20 protein-coding genes are annotated in these 22,331 nt (G+C 73.1%); 6 read left to right on the top strand and 14 right to left on the bottom strand.

What is annotated here, in order from left to right; genetic code table 11:
* Positions 1-28: 28 nt before the first annotated feature.
* Positions 29-1,720, bottom strand: coding sequence for a DUF885 domain-containing protein (locus tag ACWC0C_RS16455; RefSeq protein ID WP_450864588.1), 1,692 nt, complete (start codon positions 1,718-1,720; stop codon positions 29-31).
* Positions 1,721-1,770: 50 nt separating this feature from the next.
* Positions 1,771-2,256, bottom strand: coding sequence for an Lrp/AsnC family transcriptional regulator (locus ACWC0C_RS16460; RefSeq protein WP_449195423.1), 486 nt, complete (start codon positions 2,254-2,256; stop codon positions 1,771-1,773).
* A gap of 60 nt (positions 2,257-2,316) precedes the next feature.
* On the opposite strand from ACWC0C_RS16460, the gene ACWC0C_RS16465 reads away from it, so the two are divergent.
* Positions 2,317-3,516: a trans-sulfuration enzyme family protein gene (locus tag ACWC0C_RS16465; protein ID WP_449195424.1), complete on the top strand. Its 1,200-nt coding sequence runs from the start codon at positions 2,317-2,319 to the stop codon at positions 3,514-3,516.
* A 184-nt stretch (positions 3,517-3,700) separates the two neighbouring features.
* On the opposite strand, the gene ACWC0C_RS16470 is transcribed toward ACWC0C_RS16465, so the two are convergent.
* From ACWC0C_RS16470 to ACWC0C_RS16485, 4 genes are all read right to left on the bottom strand, one after another.
* A complete protein-coding gene (locus ACWC0C_RS16470) occupies positions 3,701-5,149 on the bottom strand; it encodes a GNAT family N-acetyltransferase (protein ID WP_450864589.1) in 1,449 nt (482 codons plus the stop codon).
* 150 nt (positions 5,150-5,299) lie between these two features.
* Complete coding sequence (locus ACWC0C_RS16475; RefSeq protein WP_450864590.1) at positions 5,300-6,886, bottom strand: alkaline phosphatase D family protein; 1,587 nt, start codon at positions 6,884-6,886, stop codon at positions 5,300-5,302.
* Between the two features lie 429 nt (positions 6,887-7,315).
* Positions 7,316-8,146: an alpha/beta fold hydrolase gene (locus ACWC0C_RS16480; RefSeq protein ID WP_450864591.1), complete on the bottom strand. Its 831-nt coding sequence runs from the start codon at positions 8,144-8,146 to the stop codon at positions 7,316-7,318.
* A 107-nt stretch (positions 8,147-8,253) separates the two neighbouring features.
* Complete coding sequence (locus ACWC0C_RS16485) at positions 8,254-8,907, bottom strand: NADPH-dependent F420 reductase (protein ID WP_450864592.1); 654 nt, start codon at positions 8,905-8,907, stop codon at positions 8,254-8,256.
* Positions 8,908-9,029: 122 nt separating this feature from the next.
* On the opposite strand from ACWC0C_RS16485, the gene ACWC0C_RS16490 reads away from it, so the two are divergent.
* Positions 9,030-9,914 (top strand): RNA polymerase sigma-70 factor, encoded by an 885-nt coding sequence (locus ACWC0C_RS16490; protein WP_450864593.1) that lies wholly within the window; start codon positions 9,030-9,032, stop codon positions 9,912-9,914.
* 255 nt (positions 9,915-10,169) lie between these two features.
* The gene (locus ACWC0C_RS16495; protein ID WP_450864594.1) at positions 10,170-10,931 is read left to right on the top strand and encodes a GntR family transcriptional regulator; all 762 of its coding nucleotides are present in this window, start codon (positions 10,170-10,172) and stop codon (positions 10,929-10,931) included.
* 522 nt (positions 10,932-11,453) lie between these two features.
* Here ACWC0C_RS16495 and ACWC0C_RS16500 read toward each other — a convergent pair.
* The 3 genes from ACWC0C_RS16500 to ACWC0C_RS16510 all read right to left on the bottom strand — a co-directional run bounded on the left by ACWC0C_RS16500 (position 11,454) and on the right by ACWC0C_RS16510 (position 14,555).
* Positions 11,454-12,608 carry an ROK family transcriptional regulator gene (locus ACWC0C_RS16500; RefSeq protein WP_449195431.1) on the bottom strand — a complete coding sequence of 385 codons (1,155 nt, stop codon included), beginning with the start codon at positions 12,606-12,608 and terminating at the stop codon, positions 11,454-11,456.
* 121 nt (positions 12,609-12,729) lie between these two features.
* Positions 12,730-13,386, bottom strand: coding sequence for a response regulator (locus ACWC0C_RS16505; RefSeq protein ID WP_450864595.1), 657 nt, complete (start codon positions 13,384-13,386; stop codon positions 12,730-12,732).
* Positions 13,387-13,400: 14 nt separating this feature from the next.
* Positions 13,401-14,555, bottom strand: coding sequence for a sensor histidine kinase (locus ACWC0C_RS16510; RefSeq protein WP_450864685.1), 1,155 nt, complete (start codon positions 14,553-14,555; stop codon positions 13,401-13,403).
* 117 nt (positions 14,556-14,672) lie between these two features.
* Between ACWC0C_RS16510 and ACWC0C_RS16515 the strand changes: the two genes are divergently transcribed.
* The 3 genes from ACWC0C_RS16515 to ACWC0C_RS16525 are packed head-to-tail and all read left to right on the top strand — an operon-like array spanning position 14,673 to position 16,791.
* On the top strand, positions 14,673-15,593 hold the full coding sequence (locus ACWC0C_RS16515; protein ID WP_450864596.1) for an ABC transporter ATP-binding protein: 921 nt from the start codon (positions 14,673-14,675) through the stop codon (positions 15,591-15,593).
* Positions 15,594-15,595: 2 nt separating this feature from the next.
* On the top strand, positions 15,596-16,306 hold the full coding sequence (locus tag ACWC0C_RS16520; RefSeq protein WP_449195434.1) for an ABC transporter permease: 711 nt from the start codon (positions 15,596-15,598) through the stop codon (positions 16,304-16,306).
* 41 nt (positions 16,307-16,347) lie between these two features.
* Positions 16,348-16,791: a hypothetical protein gene (locus tag ACWC0C_RS16525; protein WP_450864597.1), complete on the top strand. Its 444-nt coding sequence runs from the start codon at positions 16,348-16,350 to the stop codon at positions 16,789-16,791.
* A 76-nt stretch (positions 16,792-16,867) separates the two neighbouring features.
* Here ACWC0C_RS16525 and mug read toward each other — a convergent pair whose 3' ends face one another.
* The 5 genes from mug to ACWC0C_RS16550 form a co-directional block, all read right to left on the bottom strand.
* Positions 16,868-17,404, bottom strand: a complete 537-nt coding sequence (mug, locus tag ACWC0C_RS16530) for a G/U mismatch-specific DNA glycosylase (RefSeq protein ID WP_450864598.1) — start codon at positions 17,402-17,404, stop codon at positions 16,868-16,870.
* Positions 17,405-17,436: 32 nt separating this feature from the next.
* On the bottom strand, positions 17,437-18,879 hold the full coding sequence (purB, locus tag ACWC0C_RS16535; RefSeq protein ID WP_450864599.1) for an adenylosuccinate lyase: 1,443 nt from the start codon (positions 18,877-18,879) through the stop codon (positions 17,437-17,439).
* Between the two features lie 91 nt (positions 18,880-18,970).
* Positions 18,971-19,759, bottom strand: a complete 789-nt coding sequence (locus tag ACWC0C_RS16540) for an SGNH/GDSL hydrolase family protein (RefSeq protein ID WP_450864600.1) — start codon at positions 19,757-19,759, stop codon at positions 18,971-18,973.
* Between the two features lie 62 nt (positions 19,760-19,821).
* Complete coding sequence (locus tag ACWC0C_RS16545; protein WP_450864601.1) at positions 19,822-20,841, bottom strand: hemolysin family protein; 1,020 nt, start codon at positions 20,839-20,841, stop codon at positions 19,822-19,824.
* On the bottom strand, positions 20,838-22,181 hold the full coding sequence (locus ACWC0C_RS16550) for a hemolysin family protein (protein WP_450864602.1): 1,344 nt from the start codon (positions 22,179-22,181) through the stop codon (positions 20,838-20,840). The genes ACWC0C_RS16545 and ACWC0C_RS16550 overlap by 4 nt, the downstream gene beginning before the upstream one ends.
* Positions 22,182-22,331: the final 150 nt, after the last annotated feature.

The raw sequence follows: 22,331 nt of genomic DNA on the forward strand, positions 1-22,331 counted from the left end.
CCGGCGTTGACGCGGGCGGTCAGAGCGGTCAGAGCCGGGACAGCTCGTCCACCAGGTCGTCCAGGCCCAGCGAGCCCTGCGACAGCGCCGCCATGTGCCAGGCCTTCAGGTCGAACGAGGCACCGTGCCGCTCGCGCGCCCTCTCCCGGCCCAGCAGCCACGCCCGCTCGCCGAGCTTGTAACCGATCGCCTGGCCCGGAATCGTCAGGTACCGGGTCAGCTCGCTCTCCACGAAGTCCGCCGGCCGGCTGCTGTGCGCGCCGAAGAACTCCTGCGCCAGCTCCGGCGTCCACCGCTCACCGGGGTGGAACGGAGAGTCGGCGGGAATCTCCAGCTCCAGGTGCATGCCGATGTCCACGATCACCCGGGCCGCCCGCATCATCTGCGCGTCCAGGTAGCCGAGCCGCTCCTCGGGATCGGTGAGATAGCCCAGTTCGTCCATCAGCCGCTCCGCGTACAGCGCCCAGCCCTCCGCGTTGGCGCTGACGATGCCGACCGTCGCCTGGTAGCGGGAGAGGTTCTTGGCGATGTGCGCCCACTGCGCGAGCTGGAGGTGATGGCCGGGCACTCCCTCGTGGTACCAGGTCGACACCAGGTCGTAGGCCGGGAAACGGGTCTGCCCCATGGTCGGCAGCCAGGTGCGGCCGGGCCGGGAGAAGTCCTCCGACGGGGCCGTGTAGTAGGGAGCGGCGGCACCGCCGGGCGGCGCGATCCGCGACTCCACCTTCCGTACCCGCTCGGCGAGTTCGAAGTGCGTGCCGTCGAGGTCCTCGATGGCCTTGTCCATCAGGCCCTGCAGCCACTCGCGGACCTCTTCCACGCCCTCGATGTGCCGGCCGTGCTCGTCGAGGTGCGCGAGCGCCACCCACGGCGTCCCGGCGCCGGGCAGGATCTTCTCCGCCTCCCGCTTCATCTCGCCCAGGATCCGGTGGAACTCCGACCAGCCGTACGCGTACGCCTCGTCCAGGTCCAGGTCGGTGCCGTTGAAGTAGCGGGACCAGCGCGCGTACCGCTCGCGGCCCACCGTGTTCGGGGTGCCCTCGATCGCCGGCGCGTACACGTCCCGCAGCCAGTCCCGCAGCTCCACCAGGGCGCCGGTGGCCGCGCGGGCCGCCTCGTCCAGCTCGGCACGCAGCGCCTGGGGCCCGGCGGCGACGAAGTCCTCGTACCAGCCGCGGCCCTGGCCGTCCGTGTCCGTCCACCCGGTGAGCTGCCCGATGTACGTCGCGGTCGGCCGGGGCGCCGCGAACAGCTTGCGGTCCAAGCCAAGTTGCAGCGACTCACGGTAGCCGGCGAGCGCGCCCGGCACCGCGCGCAGCCGCTCGGCGATCGCCGCCCAGTCCTCGTCCGTCTGCGACGGGGTGACCGTGAAGACGTCCCGCACCGAGTGGCCCGGCGTGCTCATGTTGCCGACCGCGCGCAGGTGCTCGTCCGCCTCGTGCACGGCGAGTTCGGCGGTCAGCCGCTCCCGCAGCAGCCGCCCGCAGCGCCGCTCCACATCACTGTCCGCACCGGGCTGCCGCTCCGCCTCGTCCAGCTTCGCGAGCGTGGTCCGGGCCAGTTCCGCGAGGGCTGCCTGGCCCGCGGGAGAGTAGTCGGGCAGCCGGCTCGAACTCTCCTTCACACCGAGGTAGGTACCGGTGACCGGATCGAGGGCGATGAGGCCGTCGACGTACGCGTCGGCGACCTCGCGGGGCAGCGGGCTCTTGGTCTCAGACATGCGCCCATCCTCGTACGAGAAGGATCAGTGCGTCACCCACGTTTCCGGATTCAGCTCTGGGCGTGGCCGGGCGGCAGCAGCGGTCCGCACTCCCACTGCTGGAAGATCAACCGGGTCTCCACCCGGGCCACCTCGCGCCGCGCGGTGAACTCGTCGAGAACCAGCCGCTGCAGATCGGCCATGTCCGTGACGGCCACCTGCACCAGATAGTCGTCCGGCCCGGTCAGGTGGAACACCGTCCGGGTCTCCGGCAGGGCCCGGATCCGCTCCACGAACGGCCCCACCAGCTCCCGTCGATGCGGCCTGACCTGCACCGACAGCAGCGCCTGCAGCCCGCGGCCGAGCTTGGCCGGATCGAGCCGCAGCTGATGGCCGAGGATCACGCCCGAGCGGCGCAGCCTCGTCACCCGGTCCAGACAGGTCGACGGCGCCACCCCCACCTGCGCGGCCAGATCCCGGTACGTGGTTCGGGCGTCGTTCTGCAGCAGCCGCAGCAGATGGAGATCCACCGGATCCAGTACGACAGATTCGGCCATGGCCCGAACGTAACACGGTGTGCGCATCCGGAAAACCGTTCACTGTTCACCCTTCCGCGCATGGACACAGCGACCACCGGTGCCTACGACGGCGTACGCACCGCAACGAGAGCCCTGGCCACCGAGGCCGTACACGCCGGCCGCGACGACCTCGCCCGCCAGGGCCTGCACGCCCCACCGATCGACCTGTCCACCACCTACCCCTCCTACGACAGCCGCGGTGAGGCGGCCCGCATCGACGCCTTCGCCACCGACGGCGCCGACCCCGTCGGACCGCCGGTCTACGGCCGCCTCGGCAACCCGACCGTCGCCCGTTTCGAGACCGCCCTGGCCCGCCTGGAGGGCACCGAGTCCGCGGTCGCCTTCGCCAGCGGCATGGCGGCCCTCAGCGCGGTCCTCCTCGCCCGCTCCTCGATGGGCCTGCGGCATGTCGTCGCGGTACGGCCCCTGTACGGCTGCAGCGACCACCTGCTCACCGCAGGGCTGCTCGGCACCGAGGTCACCTGGACCGACCCGGCTGGCATCACCGACGCGCTGCGCGCGGACACCGGCCTGGTGATGGTGGAGTCCCCGGCCAACCCGACCCTCGCCGAACTCGACCTGCGGGCCGTCGCGCACGCCTGCGGTTCGGTCCCGCTGCTCGCCGACAACACCTTCGCCACGCCCGTGCTCCAACGCCCGGCCGAGCACGGCGCCCGCATGGTGCTGCACAGCGCCACCAAGTACCTCGGCGGGCACGGCGACGTGCTGGCCGGAGTGGTCGCCTGCGACGAGGAGCTCGCGGGGCGGCTACGGCAGATACGGTTCGCCACCGGCGGCGTGCTGCATCCGCTGGCCGGCTACCTGCTGCTGAGGGGACTGTCCACGCTGCCGGTGCGGGTCCGTGCCGCCTCCGCGAACGCCGCCGAACTGGCCCGGCGGCTCGCCGGCGACCCGCGCGTGGCCCGCGTCCACTATCCCCGCCTGGGCGGCGCGATGATCGCCTTCGAGGTGCACGGCGACCCGCACGAGGTCATCTCCCGGGTCCGGCTCGTCACCCCGGCCGTGAGCCTCGGCAGCGTCGACACGCTCATCCAGCACCCCGCCTCCATCAGCCACCGGATCGTCGACGCCGACGACCGGCGCGGCGCCGGGGTGAGCGATCGGCTGCTGCGGTTGTCGGTGGGGCTGGAGGACGTCGACGATCTGTGGGCGGACCTCGACCAGGCGCTGGGGGAGCCCGTCCCCACGCCGGTGCCGCTGCGGGAAGCGGTGCGCTGAGGCAGCGGCCGGTGGGTGGCTCCGCTGGTTCGGCACCGCCGGATACCGCTGTCGTGGCCGAGCGCCGTTGCGGCGGATCCGACGTGCTGCCGCTTCGCAAGGGCACCGGCCCGGCTGTGGGGGCCGGGCCGGTGCGTGTGGGTGACCGGTGTCGGTCCCGGCGGGTACGCGTGCGTGACCGGCGTCAGTCCCGCCGGGCCGGGTCGCCCAGGTGCCGCAGGCCGGTGTCGTGCGCCGCCCGGCAGGCGACCGGCGTGGCGTCCAGGCCGGCGGTGATGACCAGCGTGCCCTCCTCGATCTGGTAGTGCAGCGGCAGCCCGAGGCCGCGCATCGCGGCGACCATGCCGGTGTTGGACGCCTGGGTCACGGCGTACACGCTCTCGCAGCCGGCCTCCACCGCCATCGCCACCAGCCGGCCGAGCAGCTCGCCGCCGATGCCGCGCTGCTGCCAGTCGTCCTCGATCAGCAGCGCGACCTCGGTCTCGTCGCCGTCCCAGAGGAGATGACCCAGGCCGACGATGCGGCCGGAGGCCGTCTGCGCGGCCAGCGTCCGGCCGAAGCGTGGGCTGAGCAGGTGTTTCAGATAGCGGTCCGCGTCGCCGACCGGGCCGTGGTAGCGCATGCCGAGGGTGCGCGGTGAGCAGCGCTCGTGCATCGCCTTGGCCGCGGCCAGGTCGCCGGTGCCGACCCGGCGGACGGTGATGTCGTGGCCCTCGGGCAGCGTCAGCACGTCCTGGCCGCTCGGGATCCGGGGGCCGAGCCGGTTGTCCAGCTCGACCAGCGCCCGGGCCCGCGCGAACTCGGTGGGGGTGAACGGCAGATAGGGCCGCTCCACGGTGAGCACCCCGCCCTCCGGTGCCGGCAGCCGCATCACGGTGTCCTCCAGCACGCCCTCGACCGGCACCGGTTCCGGCCCGCGGCCCCCGCCGACCGGTGTCCCGGGCAGCGAGCGGATCGTGCACCGGCCCAGCAACTGGCGCAGCGACAGCGGCAGTTCGGCGGCGTCCAGCGCGGTGCGCGCGGCCAGGCCGAGCACACGCGTGGGGGCGTCGACCAGGTCGTGGGCGTCGGCCCGCTCCATCCAGGTGGACACTCCGCCGGCCAGCGAGACCGCCCGGGTGATCTCGGCCGCGGCCAGCGAGTCCGGCGCCCGCAGCAGGAACTCGTCCACGGTCCCGTCGGCGAGCGGGTGCGTCTGCAGGCTCAGGATGTCGACGCGCCGCTCGGCCAGCGCCGTGCACAGCGCGGCCAGCGAGCCCGGCTCGTCCTTCACCGTCGTCCGCATCCGCCACAGCACACCGGTGCCGGCCACCGGGTCCGCGGTGCCGTCCGGCTGTTCCAGGGGCCCGGCCGGCCGCGTCTCGGCGGCCGGCCGGGCGCCGGTATCGCCGGCCGGCGGTGCGTGTCCGTGGCGCCGTGCCCACCAGGTGTGGAAGCCGGCCGTCGCGGCCAGCACCAGCGCCGAAATCACCAGCAGGGCGGGACCGTCGGGGCTGTGCCCGATCAGATTCGCCACCCCGTCGGCCACGGCGACGGCCGTGAAGAGCGCCGCGAGTTCGACGACGTCCCGTCGCCAGTGGTGCACGGGGCGTCCGTGCTTCGCCCGGGTCACATCAGACATCTCTGGAGTCATGCATCCACTGTGAAGGAACGGTGTTGCGTGATCACGAACTGATTGTGACCGATGGGTAAAGCATGCTCCGTCCGTTTTGTTGGTTTTTCTACGGTCGGTCGGTGCCGTGCCACCAGGCCCCGGATCGCGGCGTTGCCGTCATCCGGTTGACTACTGGCCGACGCGGCCCGGCTGGAGTGTCTGTGTGAACAGCACGGTGCCGTCGTACTCGCGCAGCCGGACCGTCAGCTCGCCGCTGTCGCCGTCGATGTCGACCTCGCCGAAGAACTGGTAGCCCTGGGCCGGAGACACGTTGGCGGCGGGGGGCGCCTTGACGAACACCCGGTCCGGGCCGAGCGTGCCGTCCAGTGCGTTGGCCGGGAAGGCGCCCGCGTTGAGCGGGCCGGAGACGAACTCCCAGAACGGCTCGAAGTCCTTGAACGCGGCCCGCGACGGGTCGTAGTGCTGGGCGGAGGTGTGGTGCACGTCGGCCGTCAGCCACACCGTGCCCGTGACGCGCTGGTGCTTGATGAAGCGCAGCAGCTCGGCGATCTGCAGCTCGCGGCCGAGCGGAGCACCCGGGTCGCCCTGCGCGACGGCCTCGAAGTTCGGCTTGCCCTCGACCGGGTCGGGCACGACGAGGCCGAGCGGCATGTCGTTGGCGATCACCTTCCACACCGCACGGGACTTGGTCAGCTCCCGCTTGAGCCATTCGAGCTGCTCGCGGCCGAGGATCCCCACCGGGTCCGTGGTCTGGTCGTCGGGGGAGTTCGCGTTGCGGTAGGTGCGCATGTCGAGCACGAACACGTCCAGCAGCGGACCGTGGTGGACGACCCGGTAGATCCGGCCGTCCGGGCGCTCGCTGATGGTGGAGATCGGGAAGTACTCGGAGAACGCCTGCCGGGAGCGCAGCGCCAGGTCGTCGAGTCGGGTGCCGGCCGGGTAGGGGGTGCCGGCGCCTATGACCTCGCCCGGGTACCAGTTGTTGCGGACCTCGTGGTCGTCCCACTGGATGATGTTCGGCACCTGGGCGTTGAACCGGCGCAGCGCCGCGTCCAGCAGGTTGTAGCGGAAGTTGCCCCGGTAGTCGTCCAGGGTGATCGCGACGTGCGACTTCTCCTCGGTGGTGACGTTCCGGTAGACGCTGCCGTCCGGCAGGGTGGCGGTCGCGGCGATCGGGCCGTCGGCGTAGATGTTGTCGCCGCTGCACAGGAAGAAGTCCGGGTCGACCTTCGCCATCGCGTCGAAGATGCGGTAGCCGCCGATGGACTCGTTGATGCCCCAGCCCTGTCCGGCCAGGTCGCCGGACCACACGAACCGCACGCCCTGACGTCGCCGGGCGGGCGCGGTACGGAAGGTGCCGGTGACCGGCTCGCTCGTGCGGCGCGGGTCGTCCGGGTCGGCGAGCCGTACCCGGTAATGGATCTGCTCACCCGAGGGCAGGCCGCGCAGCCGGGTGGTGCCGGTGAAGTCGGTGCCGGAGCCCAGCAGCGGACCGTGCCATCTGCGCGGGTTGCGGAAGGACTCGGTGGCCGAGGTCTCCACGATCATCCGGGCCGCCCGGTCCGAACGCACCCACACCAGGCCGGAGTCGGTGGTCACGTCGCCCGCCTGCACGCCCCAGCTCGCCTGGGGGCGCCCGGACCGGGCGAACGCCGGGGCCGCGCCGAGGCCGACGGGCAGGGTGAGGGCCGCCGCCGACGCGGCGAGGGAGCTGCGCAGTACGCTGCGGCGGCCGGGGAACGGACGGTCTGACATGGCTGCGCCTCCAGGGACGGGATCCGGCCAGTGTGCACAGCCACACCTACTGGGACGCTGCGGCGCGCGCGGAAACCCGAAGTGAACAAAGGGCCTTGGGGAGCGCCCGCCGAGGGGAGCGCCCGCCGACGGGGGTGCCGCGGCCGTCGGTCGGCCGGACGGCGGCCACGTGCCGTCGAGGCCCGGTGCACGAAGCCGAGCGCACGCACGCGTGCCGCGGCAGCCGGGGCGGGCCGGGGGGTGCGGTGTGCGGGAGTGTGTCCGACCCGGCGGAAGTACCGGTGACACGCACGCGTGCGTGGCGCGCGGTACCGATGGCCGGGACGAGTCCTTCGGCGCGGGCTTGAACCGGCGTCCGCCCCAGCCCGTGCCCCGAGGCGACGGCGACGTCCGCTCGCTCCGCGTCCGGTGCCGACTGCGGCGCCGCGTTCAGCGGCTGCCGTCCAGGATGACCCGCGCCACCAGCGCCGGGTCGTCGTTCATCGGGCAGTGGCCGCAGCCGGGCAGCCGCACCAGTCGGGCGTGCGGGATCATCTGCTTGGCGCGCACACCCTGACGTCGTAGGAGCAGCCGGTCCCGGGTGCCCCAGGCCACCGTGACCGGCAGGCCCGGCAGCTCGTCGGTGAACCGGACGGTGGAGCCCGCCCGCAGCGTCGCGTCGAACCCGGTGGCGCCCACCAGTGCGAGCGTCTCGGCGACCACGGCCTCCGGGGCACGGCGCGCGGGCCGGGCGTAGATGGTGCTCGTCAGCGCGGTACGGCCCGCCGCGGTGCGCGACAGCCGCTCCACCAGCGGCAGCGGGAGCCGCTGGGCGATGCCCCGCATCGCGAGCAGCACCGCGAAGGCGTACCGGCGCTCGGCCTCCGTCCAGAACCCGGCGGGGGACAGCGTCGTGACGGACCGTACGAGCTTCTCCCGGCCCAGCTCCAGGGCGAGCAGGCCGCCCAGCGAGTTGCCCGCGATGTGCGGGCGGTCCAGCTCCAGCGCCTCGAAGAAGGCGCCGAGCACCGAGTTGGTGGTGGGCAGGTCGTAGGCGAGGCCGTCCGGCAGGCCCGGGGAAGCGCCGAAGCCCGGCAGGTCCACGGCGATGACGTCGCGCTCGGTGGCGAGGATGTCCACGACCGGGTCCCAGGCCTGCCGGTGATGGCCGATACCGTGCAGCAGGACCAGCGGTTCGCCGTGCCCCACGCGCGCGTAGGACACGGTCGCGTCCTTGGGGCCGTGCGGAGTGGGGACCTTGAAGGAGACGGTGGCGGACATGGGGGGTGCTCCTCGTCTGGGTGCTGACGGACGCCGTAGACAGCTTGTCAGCAATTGCTACCTGCCGGTAGTCCCTGCTGGGCGTACGCCCAGCGCTCCCGCGACGGTCAATGCGCCCGGTGCACCTCGATGTTGAAGTCCGCGGTCCCGAACTGCCGCATCATGGTGAGCCACAGCGGCAGATACATCTCCACCGTCCGCGCCGCCCGGATCCCGCCCAGGTCCAGCACCCGCTCCGCCGGCCATCCCAGCTCCCCGAGCATGGCCGTCACCTGCTTCTTGGCCCCGGCGTCCTCGCCGCACACGAACAGGTTGTGCGCGCCCGGCACCCGCCCCGGATCCACCATCACCTGACAGTTGACCGTGTTCAGCGTCTTCACCACGCGCACGTGCGGGAAGGCCCGCTGGATCTGCTCGCCCACGCTGTCCGACTCCACCGGATCCAGGCGTGGTTCCCCGTCCTCGAAGGCCAGGGGATTGCAGACGTCCACCAGGACCTTGCCGTCGAGCTGCTCCGCTCCGGCGGCCCGCAGCGCGTCGAGCGCCACCCGGCCGCTCACCGCGTTGATGACCACCTCGCCCACCGCGGCCGCCTCCGCGAACGTGCCCGCGCGGGCCCGCTCCGCCGCGGCCGTGGCCCACTCCAGCGCCACCGGATTGTCCTTGGTGCGGGACCCGAGGGTCACCTCGTGCCCCAGTTCCACCAGCCTGCCGCCCAGCGTGCGGCCCACCTCGCCCGTGCCCAGCACCGCGTACCGCATCGGCCACCTCCCGCTCACCGGCCGCCGTCCCCCGGCGGTCCGCGGTCATTGTGATCCGGACCGCTGCCGGACGGGCCGATTCCGGGTGGACACACCCGGCGCGTGTCGGCTGGGATGGGGCGGTGACCAGCGAGACCGCCACCGACGTCTTCGAACAGCACCGTCCCCTGCTCATGGGGGTCGCCTACCGGATGCTCGGCCGGGTCGCCGACGCCGAGGACGTGGTCCAGGACGCCTGGCTGCGCTGGTCCCGCGCCGACCGCGCGGAGGTCCGCGAACCGCGCGCCTACCTGGTGCGCGTCACCACCCGGCTGGCCATCGACCGGCTGCGCCAGGTGCAGTCGCGCGGCGAGGCGTATGTCGGGCCGTGGCTGCCCGAGCCGTATCTCACCGAGTTCGGCGAGGCCGTCCCCGACGCGGCGGACCGCGCCGTGCTCGCCGACAGCGTCTCCCTGGCCGTACTGGTCGTCCTGGAGTCGCTGTCGCCGCTGGAGCGGGCCGTCTTCGTGCTCAGGGAGGCGTTCGGCTACCCGTTCGCCGAGATCGCCGCCCTGCTCGACCGCGGTGAGGCGGCGGTACGGCAACTCGCCGGGCGGGCGCGCCGGCACGTCGACGAACGGCGGCCGCGCTACGAGGTCGACCCCGCGCAGCGACGCGAGCTGACCGAACGTTTCCTCGCCGCTGCGGGCGGCGGTGACCTGGACGGACTGATGTCCCTGCTCGCGCCGGACGCCCGCCTGGTCGGCGACAGCGGCGGCAAGGCCAAGGCGCCGCTGCGGATCCTGCACACCGCCGACAAGGTCGGCCGCTTCCTCGTCGGCGTCGCGCGGCAGTCCCCGGCCGCGCTGTCCTACCGCGTCCTGGAGGTCAATGGCGGCCCGGCCGTGCTGATGCTGGCCGGCGGCAAGCCCGACAGCCTGGTCCAGCTGGACATCGCGGGCGGCCGCGTGATGACGGTGTATATCGTCCGGAACCCGGACAAGCTGCGGCGCCTCGTCGACCGCTGAGATACACGTCGCGGAACCACACGCGCCTCGCGAGCCCCTGTCCTGCGACGGGGGCTTTGCCGTCATGTCACACACACCGCCGCGTACGAACGCCTCGTGAACGCTCTGCGGCAGGTCGGCCCCGCGTCGCCCAAGGGGACGAGGATTGGTCTTGACCAAGGGTGAAGGCCGCCCTATGGTCGCAGAGAAGTGCAACAACCTTTAATAAACAAGGGCGCTAAAAACCGCCGGACCACGGCTCTTGCGGAGGACAGGGTGGGGACCACGCAGCTGGAATCGGTACCGGAACCGAAGTACTGGCATCTCAAGACCGTGCTCACCGAGGCACTGGACTCCGAGTTCTCGGTCGGCGAGATCCTGCCCAACGAGCGCGACCTCGCCGCCCGCTTCGGCGTGGCCCGGGCCACGCTCCGCCAGGCCCTCGAACAGCTGGAGCTGGAAGGCCGGCTGCAGCGCCGCCGCGGCGTCGGTACGACCGTCGCGCCTCCGCGCGTGGGCGTGGCCGTCGGCACCGAACAGCACGCCTGGCCGGGCGCCGCGTCGGACGCCTGGCAGCCCGTCGACTCCGACCAGGCGGCGCCGCCCGCGGCCGTCGCCGCGGCCCTGGAGACCGGCGCGGACGAGCCGGTCCACACCGTGCGGCGCTCCCGGATGTCCCAGGGTCAGCCGGTCGCCACCGAACTGCTCTACATCCCGGCGGCCTCGGTGCCCGACCTCACCGCGATCGACGCCCCGTCCGGCCCGGCACGCGCGCGTGCGGTGCTGCGCGAGCTGCAGCACCTGACGCTCGAGGGCCAGGACCGTGCCGTCGAACTGGGCTCCGCACGCGCCGACGACGCCAAGGAGCTGGACCGGCTGCCCGGTTCGCCCGTCCTGGTCGTCACCACCCGCTTCTTCGCCGCGGGCCGCACGGCCGCCCTGTCCATCGCGACCTACCGCGCCGACACCTGCCGCCTGACCTTCGGCGACTCACCGGACGTGGAGATACACCACGACCCGGAGCGCCGGGCTTCCTGAACCCCGGGCACCTCTTGAGCGCCGGGCCGGGGGCAGCCAACCTCGGGGGCGCGGGGCTGTGTCGATGTGCGGCTCGGCCGCGTGGACGCGACCAGCCACGACGGCACCGCAGCGACACGACGACGCCGCGCGCGGTGCGGCCGTGGCTCGGCGCCGCGTCCTGGGCCCGGCATGGCGAAGCTCAGTGCCGGTTCCGTGCCTGGCGCGGCCGAGGCTCAGCTCCGAGCCCCCTGCCCGGCGCGGCCGTAGCTCAGCTCCGAGTTCCGTGCCCGGTGCGGCTGAAGTTCAGCGCCGTTCTGCGCCCGGTCCGGCCGAAGCGCCGCGTCCCGTGCCCGGTGCGGCCGTAGCTCAGCGCCGCGTCCTGCGCCCGGCATGGCGAGGCTCAGCGACGAGTTCCGTGCCCGGTGCGGCTGAAGCTCAGTGCCGCGTCCTGCGCCAGGTGCGGCCGAGGCCCAGCTCCGAGCCCCGTGCCCAGCGCGGCCGTAGCTCAGCGCCGTGCCCCGCACCCGGCCCGGCCGGAGCTCAGCGCCGCGTCCCCGGGCCGTCCACCGTGAACAGCTGTTCCTCCACATGGTCCAAAGCCAGGCGCAGTGCCCCCGTAGCCACCGCCGCCTCTCCCAGCAGGGACAGCTTCACCTGCGGCGGACGCAGGCAGTAGCGGGCCAGTTCGCGGCGCAGGGGTTCCAGGACGCCGTCGAGACCGGCCGCCCAGCCACCGATCACGACCAGCTCGGGATCGAGCGCCAGCACCAGCGCGGCCACGTCGTGCACGAGCCGCTGGATGAACCGCTCCACGGCCGCCCGCGCCCGCTGGTCACCCTCCCGGGCCAGCGCGAACACCTCGGCGACCGCCTGCTCGTCCAGCGGGTGCAACGGCTCGTCGGTGGTGGACAGCAGCGTCTCCGGAGTCGCCTCCCGGCCCAGCAGATGCAGCGCGCCGATCTCCCCGGCCGCCCCGCCGTAGCCGCGGTGCAGCCGCCCGCCGATCAGTGAACCCGCGCCCGGGCTCAGCCCGGCCAGCACGAACACCACGTCGTCCGTCTCGGCCGCCGCGCCCTTCCAGTGCTCGGCGACGGCGGCCGCGTTGGCGTCGTTCTCCACCAGCACCGGGCACTTGAAGGACCGGCTGAGCCGTTCACCCAGCTTCAGGCCCGTCCACTGCGGCAGCGCCGTGCCCAGCCGCACCGTGCCGTCGGCCTCCACGATCCCCGGTGTGCCCACCCCCACCGCCCGCAGCGAGCCGCGCGCGACCCCGGCCCGCCGCAGCAGCTCGGCGACCGCGCCGCGCAGCCGGTCGAGCCGCTCGTCCGCCGTCGCGGTCACGTCGACGTCCTTGGCCTGTGCGCCCAGCACCCGCCCGTCCAGGTCGGACAGCAGCGCCGCGACCCGGTGCGGACCGATCTCCAGGCCCAGCAGATGCCCCGCCTCGGCCCGGAACCGGAACCGGCGCGCGGGCCGCCCCTGCCGGCGTGCGGTGCCCTCGTCGGCCGCCGTCTCCACGACGAGTCCGCCCTCGATGAGCCCTTCCACGACACCCTCGACGGTCGGCCGGGACAGTCCGGTGACCCGGGTGATCTCGGTGAGCGTCGCGCAGTCCGTGGCCCGCAGCGCGTGCAGCACCACCGCGGAATTGATCCTTCGCAGCAGCGAGGGATCGCCGCCGGTCAGCTGCCCCACCGTCCGTCCTTCCAGCTCGCGGGCGTGTTGGCCGGATCGTACTCGGCCCGGGCGCGGCCCGGCGAGTGCCGGGTTCCGCAAGTCCGGCCCGACTCGTCCCGGCCCGACTCGTCCCCCCGACTCACCCCGGCTCGACGAACCCCGACTCGTACGCCGCGATCACCGCCTGGGTACGGTCCCGCGCGCCGAGCTTGGCCAGTACGGCGCTCACATGGGACTTGACCGTCTCCCCGCCCACGACCAGCCGCGCGGCGATCTCCGCGTTCGACAGCCCCCGCGCCATGAGCCGGAGCACCTCCGCCTCCCGCTCCGTCATCCGGGCCCGCTCCAGCACGGCACGTGCCGGCCGGTCCCCGTCGCCGTACCGGGCGGCGAGGCGTCGTACGGAAGCCGGGAACAGCAGTGACTCGCCCTCGGCGACCAGCCGTACCGCGTGCACGATCTCGGCCGGGCGGGCCCGCTTCAGCAGAAACCCGTCGGCACCCGCGCGCAGCGCCTCGTACACGTACTCGTCGTCCTCGAAGGTCGTCACCACGAGGATCTTCGGCGGGTCGGCCACCGTGCGCAGCACCACGCGCGTGGCCTCGATGCCGTCCAGCAACGGCATACGGACGTCCATGGCGACCACGTCCGGCCGCAGTTGCCGCACCAGCGGGACGACCGCGGCCCCGTCGGCCGCCTCACCCACGACCTCGATGTCGGGCTGCGCCTCCAACACGGCCCGCAGACCCGCGCGGACCAGGGGTTCATCGTCGACGAGGAGTACGGTCACCGGCATCCGGCCAGACTAGATCAAGTGATCGGCAGCTCCGCCCGCACCTGCCAGTCGCCCTGGTCGGGGCCGGCCACGGCGCTGCCGCCGAGCAGCGCGGCCCGCTCCCGTATGCCGCGCAGACCGCTGCCCCGCGAGGGGGCGGGTATCGCGCCCGGCAGGGGGTTGCGCACCTCCAGGGCGAGCGTGCCGTCGGCGACCGTGACCCGGACCCGCACCGGGACGGCCCCGGCGTGCCGCAGCACATTGGTGAGCGCCTCCTGCAGGATCCGGTACCCCTCGCGGGACACCGGTCCGGGCACGGCGGCGACCGGACCCGTCACCTCGGCGTCGACGTTCGCGCCGGAGGCCCGCGCCGACTCCAGGAGCCGGTCGGCGTCGGCCAGCGTGGGCCGGGCGCTCACCGGGCGCCCGGTCTCCCGCAGCACGCCCAGTACGCGCTCCAGGTCCTCCAGGGCCGCCCGGCCGGTCTCCTCGATGGCGTCCAGCGCCCGGTTGGTGAACTCCGGATCGCCCGCCGCCCGCGCCGCGCCCGCCTGCACCACCGCCACCGTGAGGGCGTGTCCGATCGAGTCGTGCAACTCCCTTGCTATACGCGTGCGTTCCAGCAGTTGCTCGGTGCGCTCTTCCAGGGCGGCCACCCGCTCGGCCGCGGAGGGTCCCAGCAGCCGGCGTGCGCAGGCGGTGATCAGCTCGCCGAGCCCGACGACCACGCCGTACAGGGCGAGCAGCGCGAGCGGTGTCAGCAGGGCCCAGGCGCGGTGCGGAGGCAGCCGGTCCAGCAGCGCCACCCCGGAGGGCGCCCGCCCCCAGGCACAGCGGGCCAGTTCGAAGGAGGTGCCGAGCAGCCACACCGTGGCGAACATGGCCGCCGCGCCGAGGACCATCCTCAGCTCCAGCCACAGCACCGTGCGCCACCGGTCCCGCCAGGTCGCCGACGGCGCCTCGGAGATGCCCGGCTCCGCCTCGCCGGGTGTGAGCAGCAGCCGCGCCTGCACGCCCTCGCCCATGCGTACCGCGGGCACGAGGCCGAGCGGGACGAGCACCAGCGCCGGCGCCCAGGGAGTCGACATGTCGATGAACAGCCAGATGCTCACCACCAGCATCGGCACCCACAGGTGCAACAGGCGCGTGTACGTCGTCCCGCGCGTCAGCGGGCGCAGGAAGCTGAGCATGCGGGCCATGACGCCATCGTCGCAGGCGGCACCGACAACGAGCCTCCCCCGCACGGGGGAGCCGGTCTCCACCGGCGGGGGAGGACCCGGGGGCCGGCGATCGTCAGTCTGTTGGTCATGACCAGCATCGACGTACGCGACCTCACCAAGGAGTTCGGCGGACGGCGGGCCGTGGACCAGCTCACCTTCAGCGTCCGCCCCGGCCGTGTCACCGGCTTCCTCGGCCCCAACGGCGCCGGCAAGTCCACCACCATGCGCCTCGTCCTCGGCCTCGACCGGCCCACCTCCGGCACCGCCGGGATCGGTGGCCAGGCCTACGCGGACCTGCGCGAACCCCTGCGCCGCGTGGGCGCGTTGCTCGACGCCCGGGCCGCGCACGGCTCCCGCAGTGCCCGCGACCATCTGCGCGCCCTCGCCGCGAGCAACCGCATCCCGCACCGCCGGGTCGACGCCGTCCTGGAGGAGACCGGACTCGCCCAGGTGGCCCGGCGCCGGGTACGGACGTACTCCCTGGGCATGCGCCAGCGCCTCGGTATCGCCGCCGCCCTCCTCGGCGACCCGGAGGTGATCCTGCTCGACGAACCCGCCAACGGCCTGGACCCCGAAGGCATCGTCTGGATCCGCAAGCTGCTGCGCCGGCTCGCCGGGGAGGGCCGTACGGTCCTGGTCTCCAGCCATCTGATGGGCGAGACCGCCGTCTTCGCCGACCACCTCGTGATCCTGGGCCGGGGCCGACTGCTGGCCGACACACCGGTCCGGGAGTTCATCCACGCGCGCGTTCGGCCGCACGTCAGGATCCGCACCACCGAGCCCGCCGCGCTGGACGATCTGCTCGCCCACCACGGCCTCGACGCCTCCCTGGACCCGGACGGCACACGCACCGTGCGGCACGCGCGCGTGGACGACATCGGCCGGCTCATCTCCGAGGCGGGCGTCCCCGTCCTGGAACTCGCCGCGCACGAGGCCACCTTGGAGGAGGCCTATCTCGACCTGACCGCGGCCGAGGCCGAGTTCACCGCACTGCCCCAGGAGGCCTGACCATGCCGTTCGCACCCGTTCTGCACGCCGAGTGGATCAAGATCCGTACCCTGCGCTCGCTCGTCGGCAGCCTGGCCGCCGTCCTCCTCGCCACCACCGCGTTCTCTGTGCCGGCGGCAGCCGACGCCGACGGCTCGGACCCGCTGTACGCGGTGTTCTTCGGCGTCGGTCTCGGCCAGATCGCCGCGGTCGCCTTCGGTACGACGGCCGTCTCGGCAGAGTTCCGGGGCGGCGCGCTGCGGCTGACGCTGTCGGCGGTGCCCGACCGACGGCGGTGGTTCGCCGCCAAGGCCACCGCGATCGCCCTGCCCGTGCTGGCCGTCGGCCTCCTCACCGGGCTGGTCACGCTGCTGGTCGGCAAGACGGTCCTCGGCACCTCCGGCCCGGCCTGGGGCGAGGGCCTGCGCGGCGCCGTCGGCTGCGCACTGCACCTGACGCTCATGGCGCTGTTCGCGGCCGGACTCGCGGCCGTGCTGCGCAGCGGTGTCGCAACCTTGTCGCTGCTGATCCCGTTCCTGCTGATCGTGTCCTTCGTCGTCGGCGACCTCTCCGCCGGCGTCGCCGACTTCCTGCCCGACCGGGCCGGTCAAGTCGCCCTGCACAGCGCCTGGGACGGCGTCCTCGGCCCGTGGAGCGGGCTCGCGGTGACCGCGCTGTGGTCGGCGGCCGCCCTGCTGGCCGGTGCGTGGAGCCTGCACCGCAGGGATGCCTGACGGCCCGCCAATTGTCAGTGCCGCCCGCTTTACTGGATCACATGGACATCGCGAACCATCTCGCTGCGGTCGACCGGCTGTGCGCCCGGGAGTTCCCGGCGGAGCACGGCCGGTCCGAGTCGGGCACGGCAGGCCCCGGTTACGCCACCCTGGCGTTAGAGACGAGCCACGGGATGCGAGCGGGCGAGGCCTCGGTGCGGGAGCGGACCGCTGCGGACTTCCAGGCGTACCGAGAGGCCATAGCGGAGCGGCTGCACGACCGCTGGGGCCGTCAGCCGCCGTGGGGCCAGCTGACGGTGCGGCTGCGGCTGAGCCGGGGCGAGGAGATACCGGAACCCTGGGCCACCCTCAGCCTGCTCACCGACGAGCTGGACGTGTGGCAGCCGGCGGGGACCGGACGCTGGGTCGCCGTCGGCGTCGCCGACCGGGACGGCGCGGACGAGATACGGCTCCTGATCACGGTCACGGAGACACCTCCGCCGTGACCACCGGCCGCACGGCGCCGGCAGCCGGCCCGACTCCGCGCCGGGCCGCCGTCACGCAGGCCCCCGGCCGCCACCGCTAGGCCAGGGCAGCGGCCCGCAGCCGGGTGAACTCCTCCGCCATGGTCGCCGCCGTCCAGTGCGCGTTCAGCCCGCTGGGGTTGGGCAGCACCCACACCCGGCTGTCCCCGATGACCCGCTCCTGGGGTCCCACCTGCGCGCTGCGGTCGCCGAAGGCGGCCCGGTACGCGGTCACCCCGACCACGGCCAGCCACCGCGGCCTCAGCCGTGTCACCTTCTCGGCCAGCAGTCGCCCGCCCTCGACGTACTCCTCGGCCGCCAGCTCGTCGGCCCGCGCGGTCGCCCGTGCCACGACGTTCGTGATGCCCAGTCCGTACGACAGCAGTTCCCGCTGCTCGGCCGGTGCCAGCAGCCTCGGGGTGAAGCCCGACAGGTGCAGCACCGGCCAGAAGCGATTGCCGGGGCGGGCGAAGTGGTGGCCGGTCGCGGCGGTCATCAGTCCCGGGTTGATGCCACAGAACAGCACCCGCAGGCCGTCCGCGACCACGTCCGGGACGAGACGGTCGCGGGCGGCCTCCAGGTCCGCCTTGGTCAAGCGCGGTGAGCGCGGCGAACGGGGCGCGCGGGTCAGAGGATCGCTCCGGGGGTGTAACCGGCGGCCTCCGGGTGCTGCTTGACGATCTCCTCGATCCGGCCCACGACGACACCCACCTGGTCGGCGGCGGCGCCCGTGAAGGACAGCTTGTCGGCCATCAGCGCCGCCAGCTGGTCACGGTCGAGCGGCAGGCGGCCGTCGGCGGCGAGCTTGTCGAGCAGGTCGTTGCGCTCGGCGCCCTGCTCGCGCATCGCGAGCGCGGTGGCCACGGCGTTCTCCTTGATCGCCTCGTGCGCGACCTCACGGCCGACCCCGGCCCGCACGGCGCCCATGAGCACCTTGGTGGTGGCCAGGAACGGCAGGTAGCGGTCCAGCTCGCGGGCGACGACGGCCGGGAAGGCACCGAACTCGTCCAGCACGGTCAGGAAGGTCTCCAGTAGACCGTCGAGCGCGAAGAACGCGTCCGGCAGCGCGACCCGGCGCACCACCGAGCAGGACACGTCGCCCTCGTTCCACTGGTCGCCCGCCAGCTCGCCGGTCATCGAGGCGTAGCCGCGCAGGATGACCATGAGGCCGTTGACGCGCTCGCAGGAGCGGGTGTTCATCTTGTGCGGCATCGCGGACGAGCCGACCTGGCCCGGCTTGAAGCCCTCGGTGACCAGCTCGTGCCCGGCCATCAGCCGGATCGTCTTGGCCAGCGAGGAGGGCGCCGCCGCCAGCTGCACCAGCGCGGTGACGACCTCGTAGTCCAGCGAGCGCGGGTAGACCTGACCGACCGAGGTGAACGCCTGCGAGAAGCCCAGGTGCCGGGCGATCCGGTTCTCCAGCTCGGCGAGCTTCGCCGCGTCGCCGCCGAGCAGGTCCAGCATGTCCTGCGCGGTGCCGACCGGGCCCTTGATGCCACGCAGCGGGTAGCGGCCCAGCAGCTCCTCGACGCGGCCGTAGGCGACCAGCAGCTCGTCGGCGGCGGTCGCGAACCGCTTGCCGAGGGTGGTGGCCTGCGCGGCCACGTTGTGCGAGCGGCCGGCCATGACCAGCTCGGCGTACTCGCCGGCCAGCTTGCCGAGGCGGGCCAGCACGGCCACCGTACGGTCGCGCATCAGCTCCAGCGACAGCCGGACCTGCAGCTGCTCGACGTTCTCGGTGAGGTCGCGGGAGGTCATGCCCTTGTGCACGTGCTCGTGCCCGGCGAGGTCGTTGAACTCCTCGATCCGCGCCTTCACATCGTGCCGGGTGACCTTCTCGCGCTCGGCGATCGAGGCCAGGTCGACGGTGTCGAGGACACGCTCGTAGTCGGCGATCGCCTCGTCGGGCACCTCGATGCCGAGGTCCTTCTGGGCGCGCAGCACGGCGAGCCAGAGCTGCCGCTCCAGCTTCACCTTCTGCTCGGGGGACCAGAGCGTGGCGAGCTCGGCGGAGGCGTAGCGTCCGGCGAGGACGTTCGGGATGCGGGGCTTGGCGGGCACAGAAGTCACGTGTCCAGATTCTACTGGCGGTTCGTGCAGGCCAGCGCCACGCCCCCGCTCGTCTCAAGCTACGAGAGGCCCGTCACGTCGCGCACCGGCGCTACGCCTGCCCCTCGTACGGCAGCAGCTCCGGCCGCTTCGGCGGGCGGCCGTCCCCCGAGGAGCGGCCGGTCAGGCGCCGCCCGATCCACGGCAGCAGGTGCTGCCGGGCGAACCGTACGTCCGCCACCCGGCGCGTCACCCAGTCCGGCGGGGCGGTGGCCGGCATCGGCACATGCCACTCGGTGTCGTCCGGCTCGTACCCGAGCGTCTGCCACACGGCCTCGGCGACCCGGCGATGCCCCTCGGCCGTCAGATGCAGCCGGTCCACGTCCCACAGCCGGGGGTCGCTCAGCGCCGGAGCCCCGTACAGGTCGACGACGACCGCGCCGTGTCTGCCGGCCAGCTCCTCCACGCAGGCGAACAGCTCCTCCATGCGCGGCCGGAACCGCTCCAGCACCGGGCCCTGGCGGCCGGGGCTGCGCATCAGCACCAGCTGCTTGCACGAGGGGGCCAGCCGCTCCACGGCCTCGGTCAGCAGACCCTTCACCCGGCCCATGTCGCACTTGGGCCGCAGGGTGTCGTTCAGCCCGCCGACCAGCGTGATCACGTCGGCGTTCATGGCCGCCGCCACATCCACCTGCTCGTCGACTATCTGCCCGATCAGCTTCCCGCGCACGGCCAGGTTGGCGTACCGGAAGCCCGGCGTGCGGGCGGCCATCCGCGTGGCGAGCAGGTCGGCCCAGCCCCGGTAGGAGCCGTCGGGAAGCAGGTCCGACATGCCCTCGGTGAAGGAGTCGCCGACCGCGACCAGGCTGCCGTAGGGGGGAGGTGTGGGATTCGTCTGCATGGCGTGAGCGATGGTATCCCGGCGCCATACCCGTCGGTCGGTCGCCCCGTGAACGCCCGGCATCAGCCGGGTGCGGGTTGCCCGAACAGCTCCCGCAGCACGTCCTCCATGGTCACCAGGCCGGCCAGCCGGCCGTCGTCGCCGAGCACCGCCGCGAGATGCGTACGGCTGCCCCGCATCGCGGTGAGCACATCGTCCAGCGGGGTCCGCTCCCGTACGCGCGCGATGGGCCGCATGTCCCGCAGCCGGAACGGCACGTCCCGCGGCGAGGCGTCCAGCGCGTCTTTGACGTGCAGATAGCCCACGATCCGGCGGCCCACGTCGACCACCGGGAACCGGGAGAAACCCGAATCGGCCGACAGCCGCTCCAGCTGCTCCGGGGTGACGCCCATGTGCGCGTACACCACCCGACTCAGCGGCACCACGACATCCCGCACGGGCCGGCTGCCCAGCTCCAGGGCGTCGTGCAGCCGCTCCTGCGCCCGGTTGTCGATCAGGCCCGCCTGGCTGGCGTCCTTGACGATCTCGGCGAGTTCGGCGTCCGTGAAGGTCGCCGAGACCTCGTCCTTGGCCTCCACCCTGAGCAGTTTCAGCAGGCCGTTGGCGAAGGCGTTGATCGTGAAGATCACCGGGCGCAGCGCCCGGGACAGCGCGACCAGCGGCGGGCCGAGCAGCAGCGCGCTGCGCACCGGTTCGGCGAGGGCGATGTTCTTCGGGACCATCTCGCCCAGCAGCATGTGCAGATAGGTCGCCAGTGTCAGCGCGATCACGAAGGACACGGCGTGACCGGCGCTCACGGGCACGCCGAGCGCGTGGAACACCGGCTCCAGCAGATGCGCGATCGCGGGCTCGGCGACCACACCCAGGACCAGGGTGCACAGCGTGATGCCCAGCTGGGCGGCGGCCAGCAGCGCGGAGACGTGCTCCAGACCCCACAGCACGGCCTTCGCACGCCGGTCGCCCTCCTGGGCGAGCGGCTCGACCTGCGAGCGGCGCACGGAGATCAGCGCGAACTCGGCGCCGACGAAGAAGGCGTTGACGACCAGCGTCGCCAGGCCGATCAGCAGCTGTACGGCGGTCATCGCGCCCCCTCCGTCCACTCCGGGGCCTGCTCGTCGTCCAGCGGCGCGTGCAGCAGTACCCGAGCCGCCCGGCGGCCGGTGGCGTCCACCACGTCCAGCCGCCAGCCCGTGACCTCGACCGTGTCACCGGTCACCGGTATCCGGCCCAGCAGGGTCGCGACGAGGCCCGCCAGGGTCTCGTACGGCCCCTCGGGCACCCGCAGACCCACGCGCGCCAGCTGGTCGGTGCGGGCGGCGCCGTCGGCCGAGTACAGGGCCCGGCCCTGCTCATCCGCCCCGGCGGGGGCGAGGTCGGGCGTCTCGTGCGGGTCGTGCTCGTCCCGCACCTCGCCGACCACCTCCTCGACGATGTCCTCCAGGGTCGCCACGCCCGCCGTGCCGCCGTACTCGTCGATGACGACGGCCATGGTGCGCTTTCCGCCGAGCCGGTCCAGCAGCCGGTCGACGGTGAGGGACTCGGGGACCAGCAGCGGCTCGCGCATCACCTGGGAGACGCGGCGGTGGCGGCGTTCCTCCGCCGACAAGGCCAGCACGTCCTTGATGTGGGCGACCCCGATGACCGAGTCCAGACCGCCCTGGTAGACCGGGAAGCGGGACAGACCGGTGGCCCGGGTCGCGTTCGCCACGTCCGCGCAGGTCGCCTGGGCTTCGAGGGCGATGACCTGGACGCGCGGGGTCATCACGTTCTCCGCCGTCAGGTCGGCCAGGTTCAGCGTCCGCACGAACAGCTCGGCGGTGTCCGCCTCCAGCGCGCCCGCCTTGGCGGAGTGCCGGGCGAGCGCGGCCAGCTCCTGCGGACCGCGGGCGGAGGCCAGCTCCTCGGCGGGCTCGATGCCGAGGCGGCGCACGACATGGTTGGCCGTGTTGTTCAGGTGCGTGATGAAGGGCCGGAAGGCCGCGCTGAACCAGCGCTGCGGGGTGCCCACCCGTTTGGCCACGGCCAGCGGCGAGGAGATCGCCCAGTTCTTCGGCACCAGCTCGCCGACGACCATCAGGAACACCGTCGACAGGGCCGTACCGAGCACCAGGGCGACCGAACCCGCCGTACCGCCCGACAGGCCCATCGCCCGGAAGGGCCCGGCCAGCAGCTTGGCGATCGACGGCTCGGCGAGCATACCGACGACCAGGTTGGTGACGGTGATGCCGAGCTGGGCGCCGGAGAGCTGGAAGGTCAGGTTCCGCGCGGCCTTCAGGGCACCCGAGGCGCCGCGATCACCGCGCTCGGCGGCTCGCTCCAGCTCGCCGCGCTCCACCGTGGTCAGCGAGAACTCCGCCGCCACGAAGGCACCACAGGTGAGCGACAGCAGGATCGCCACCAGGAGGAGGAGCACTTCGGTCATCGGGTCACCCCCGTCCCATGATCGGACAGGGCGGTACGGGACGCGCGGCGGCGCGGACTGGGAGGCTCGCCCATGGGCGGACGCTCACAACCTTTCATAGAGGACCGGGTGCTCCCTCAATGGTAAAGGATGAGCAAAGACCGTCCGGTG

This window comes from Streptomyces sp. NPDC001709 (genome assembly GCF_053596375.1).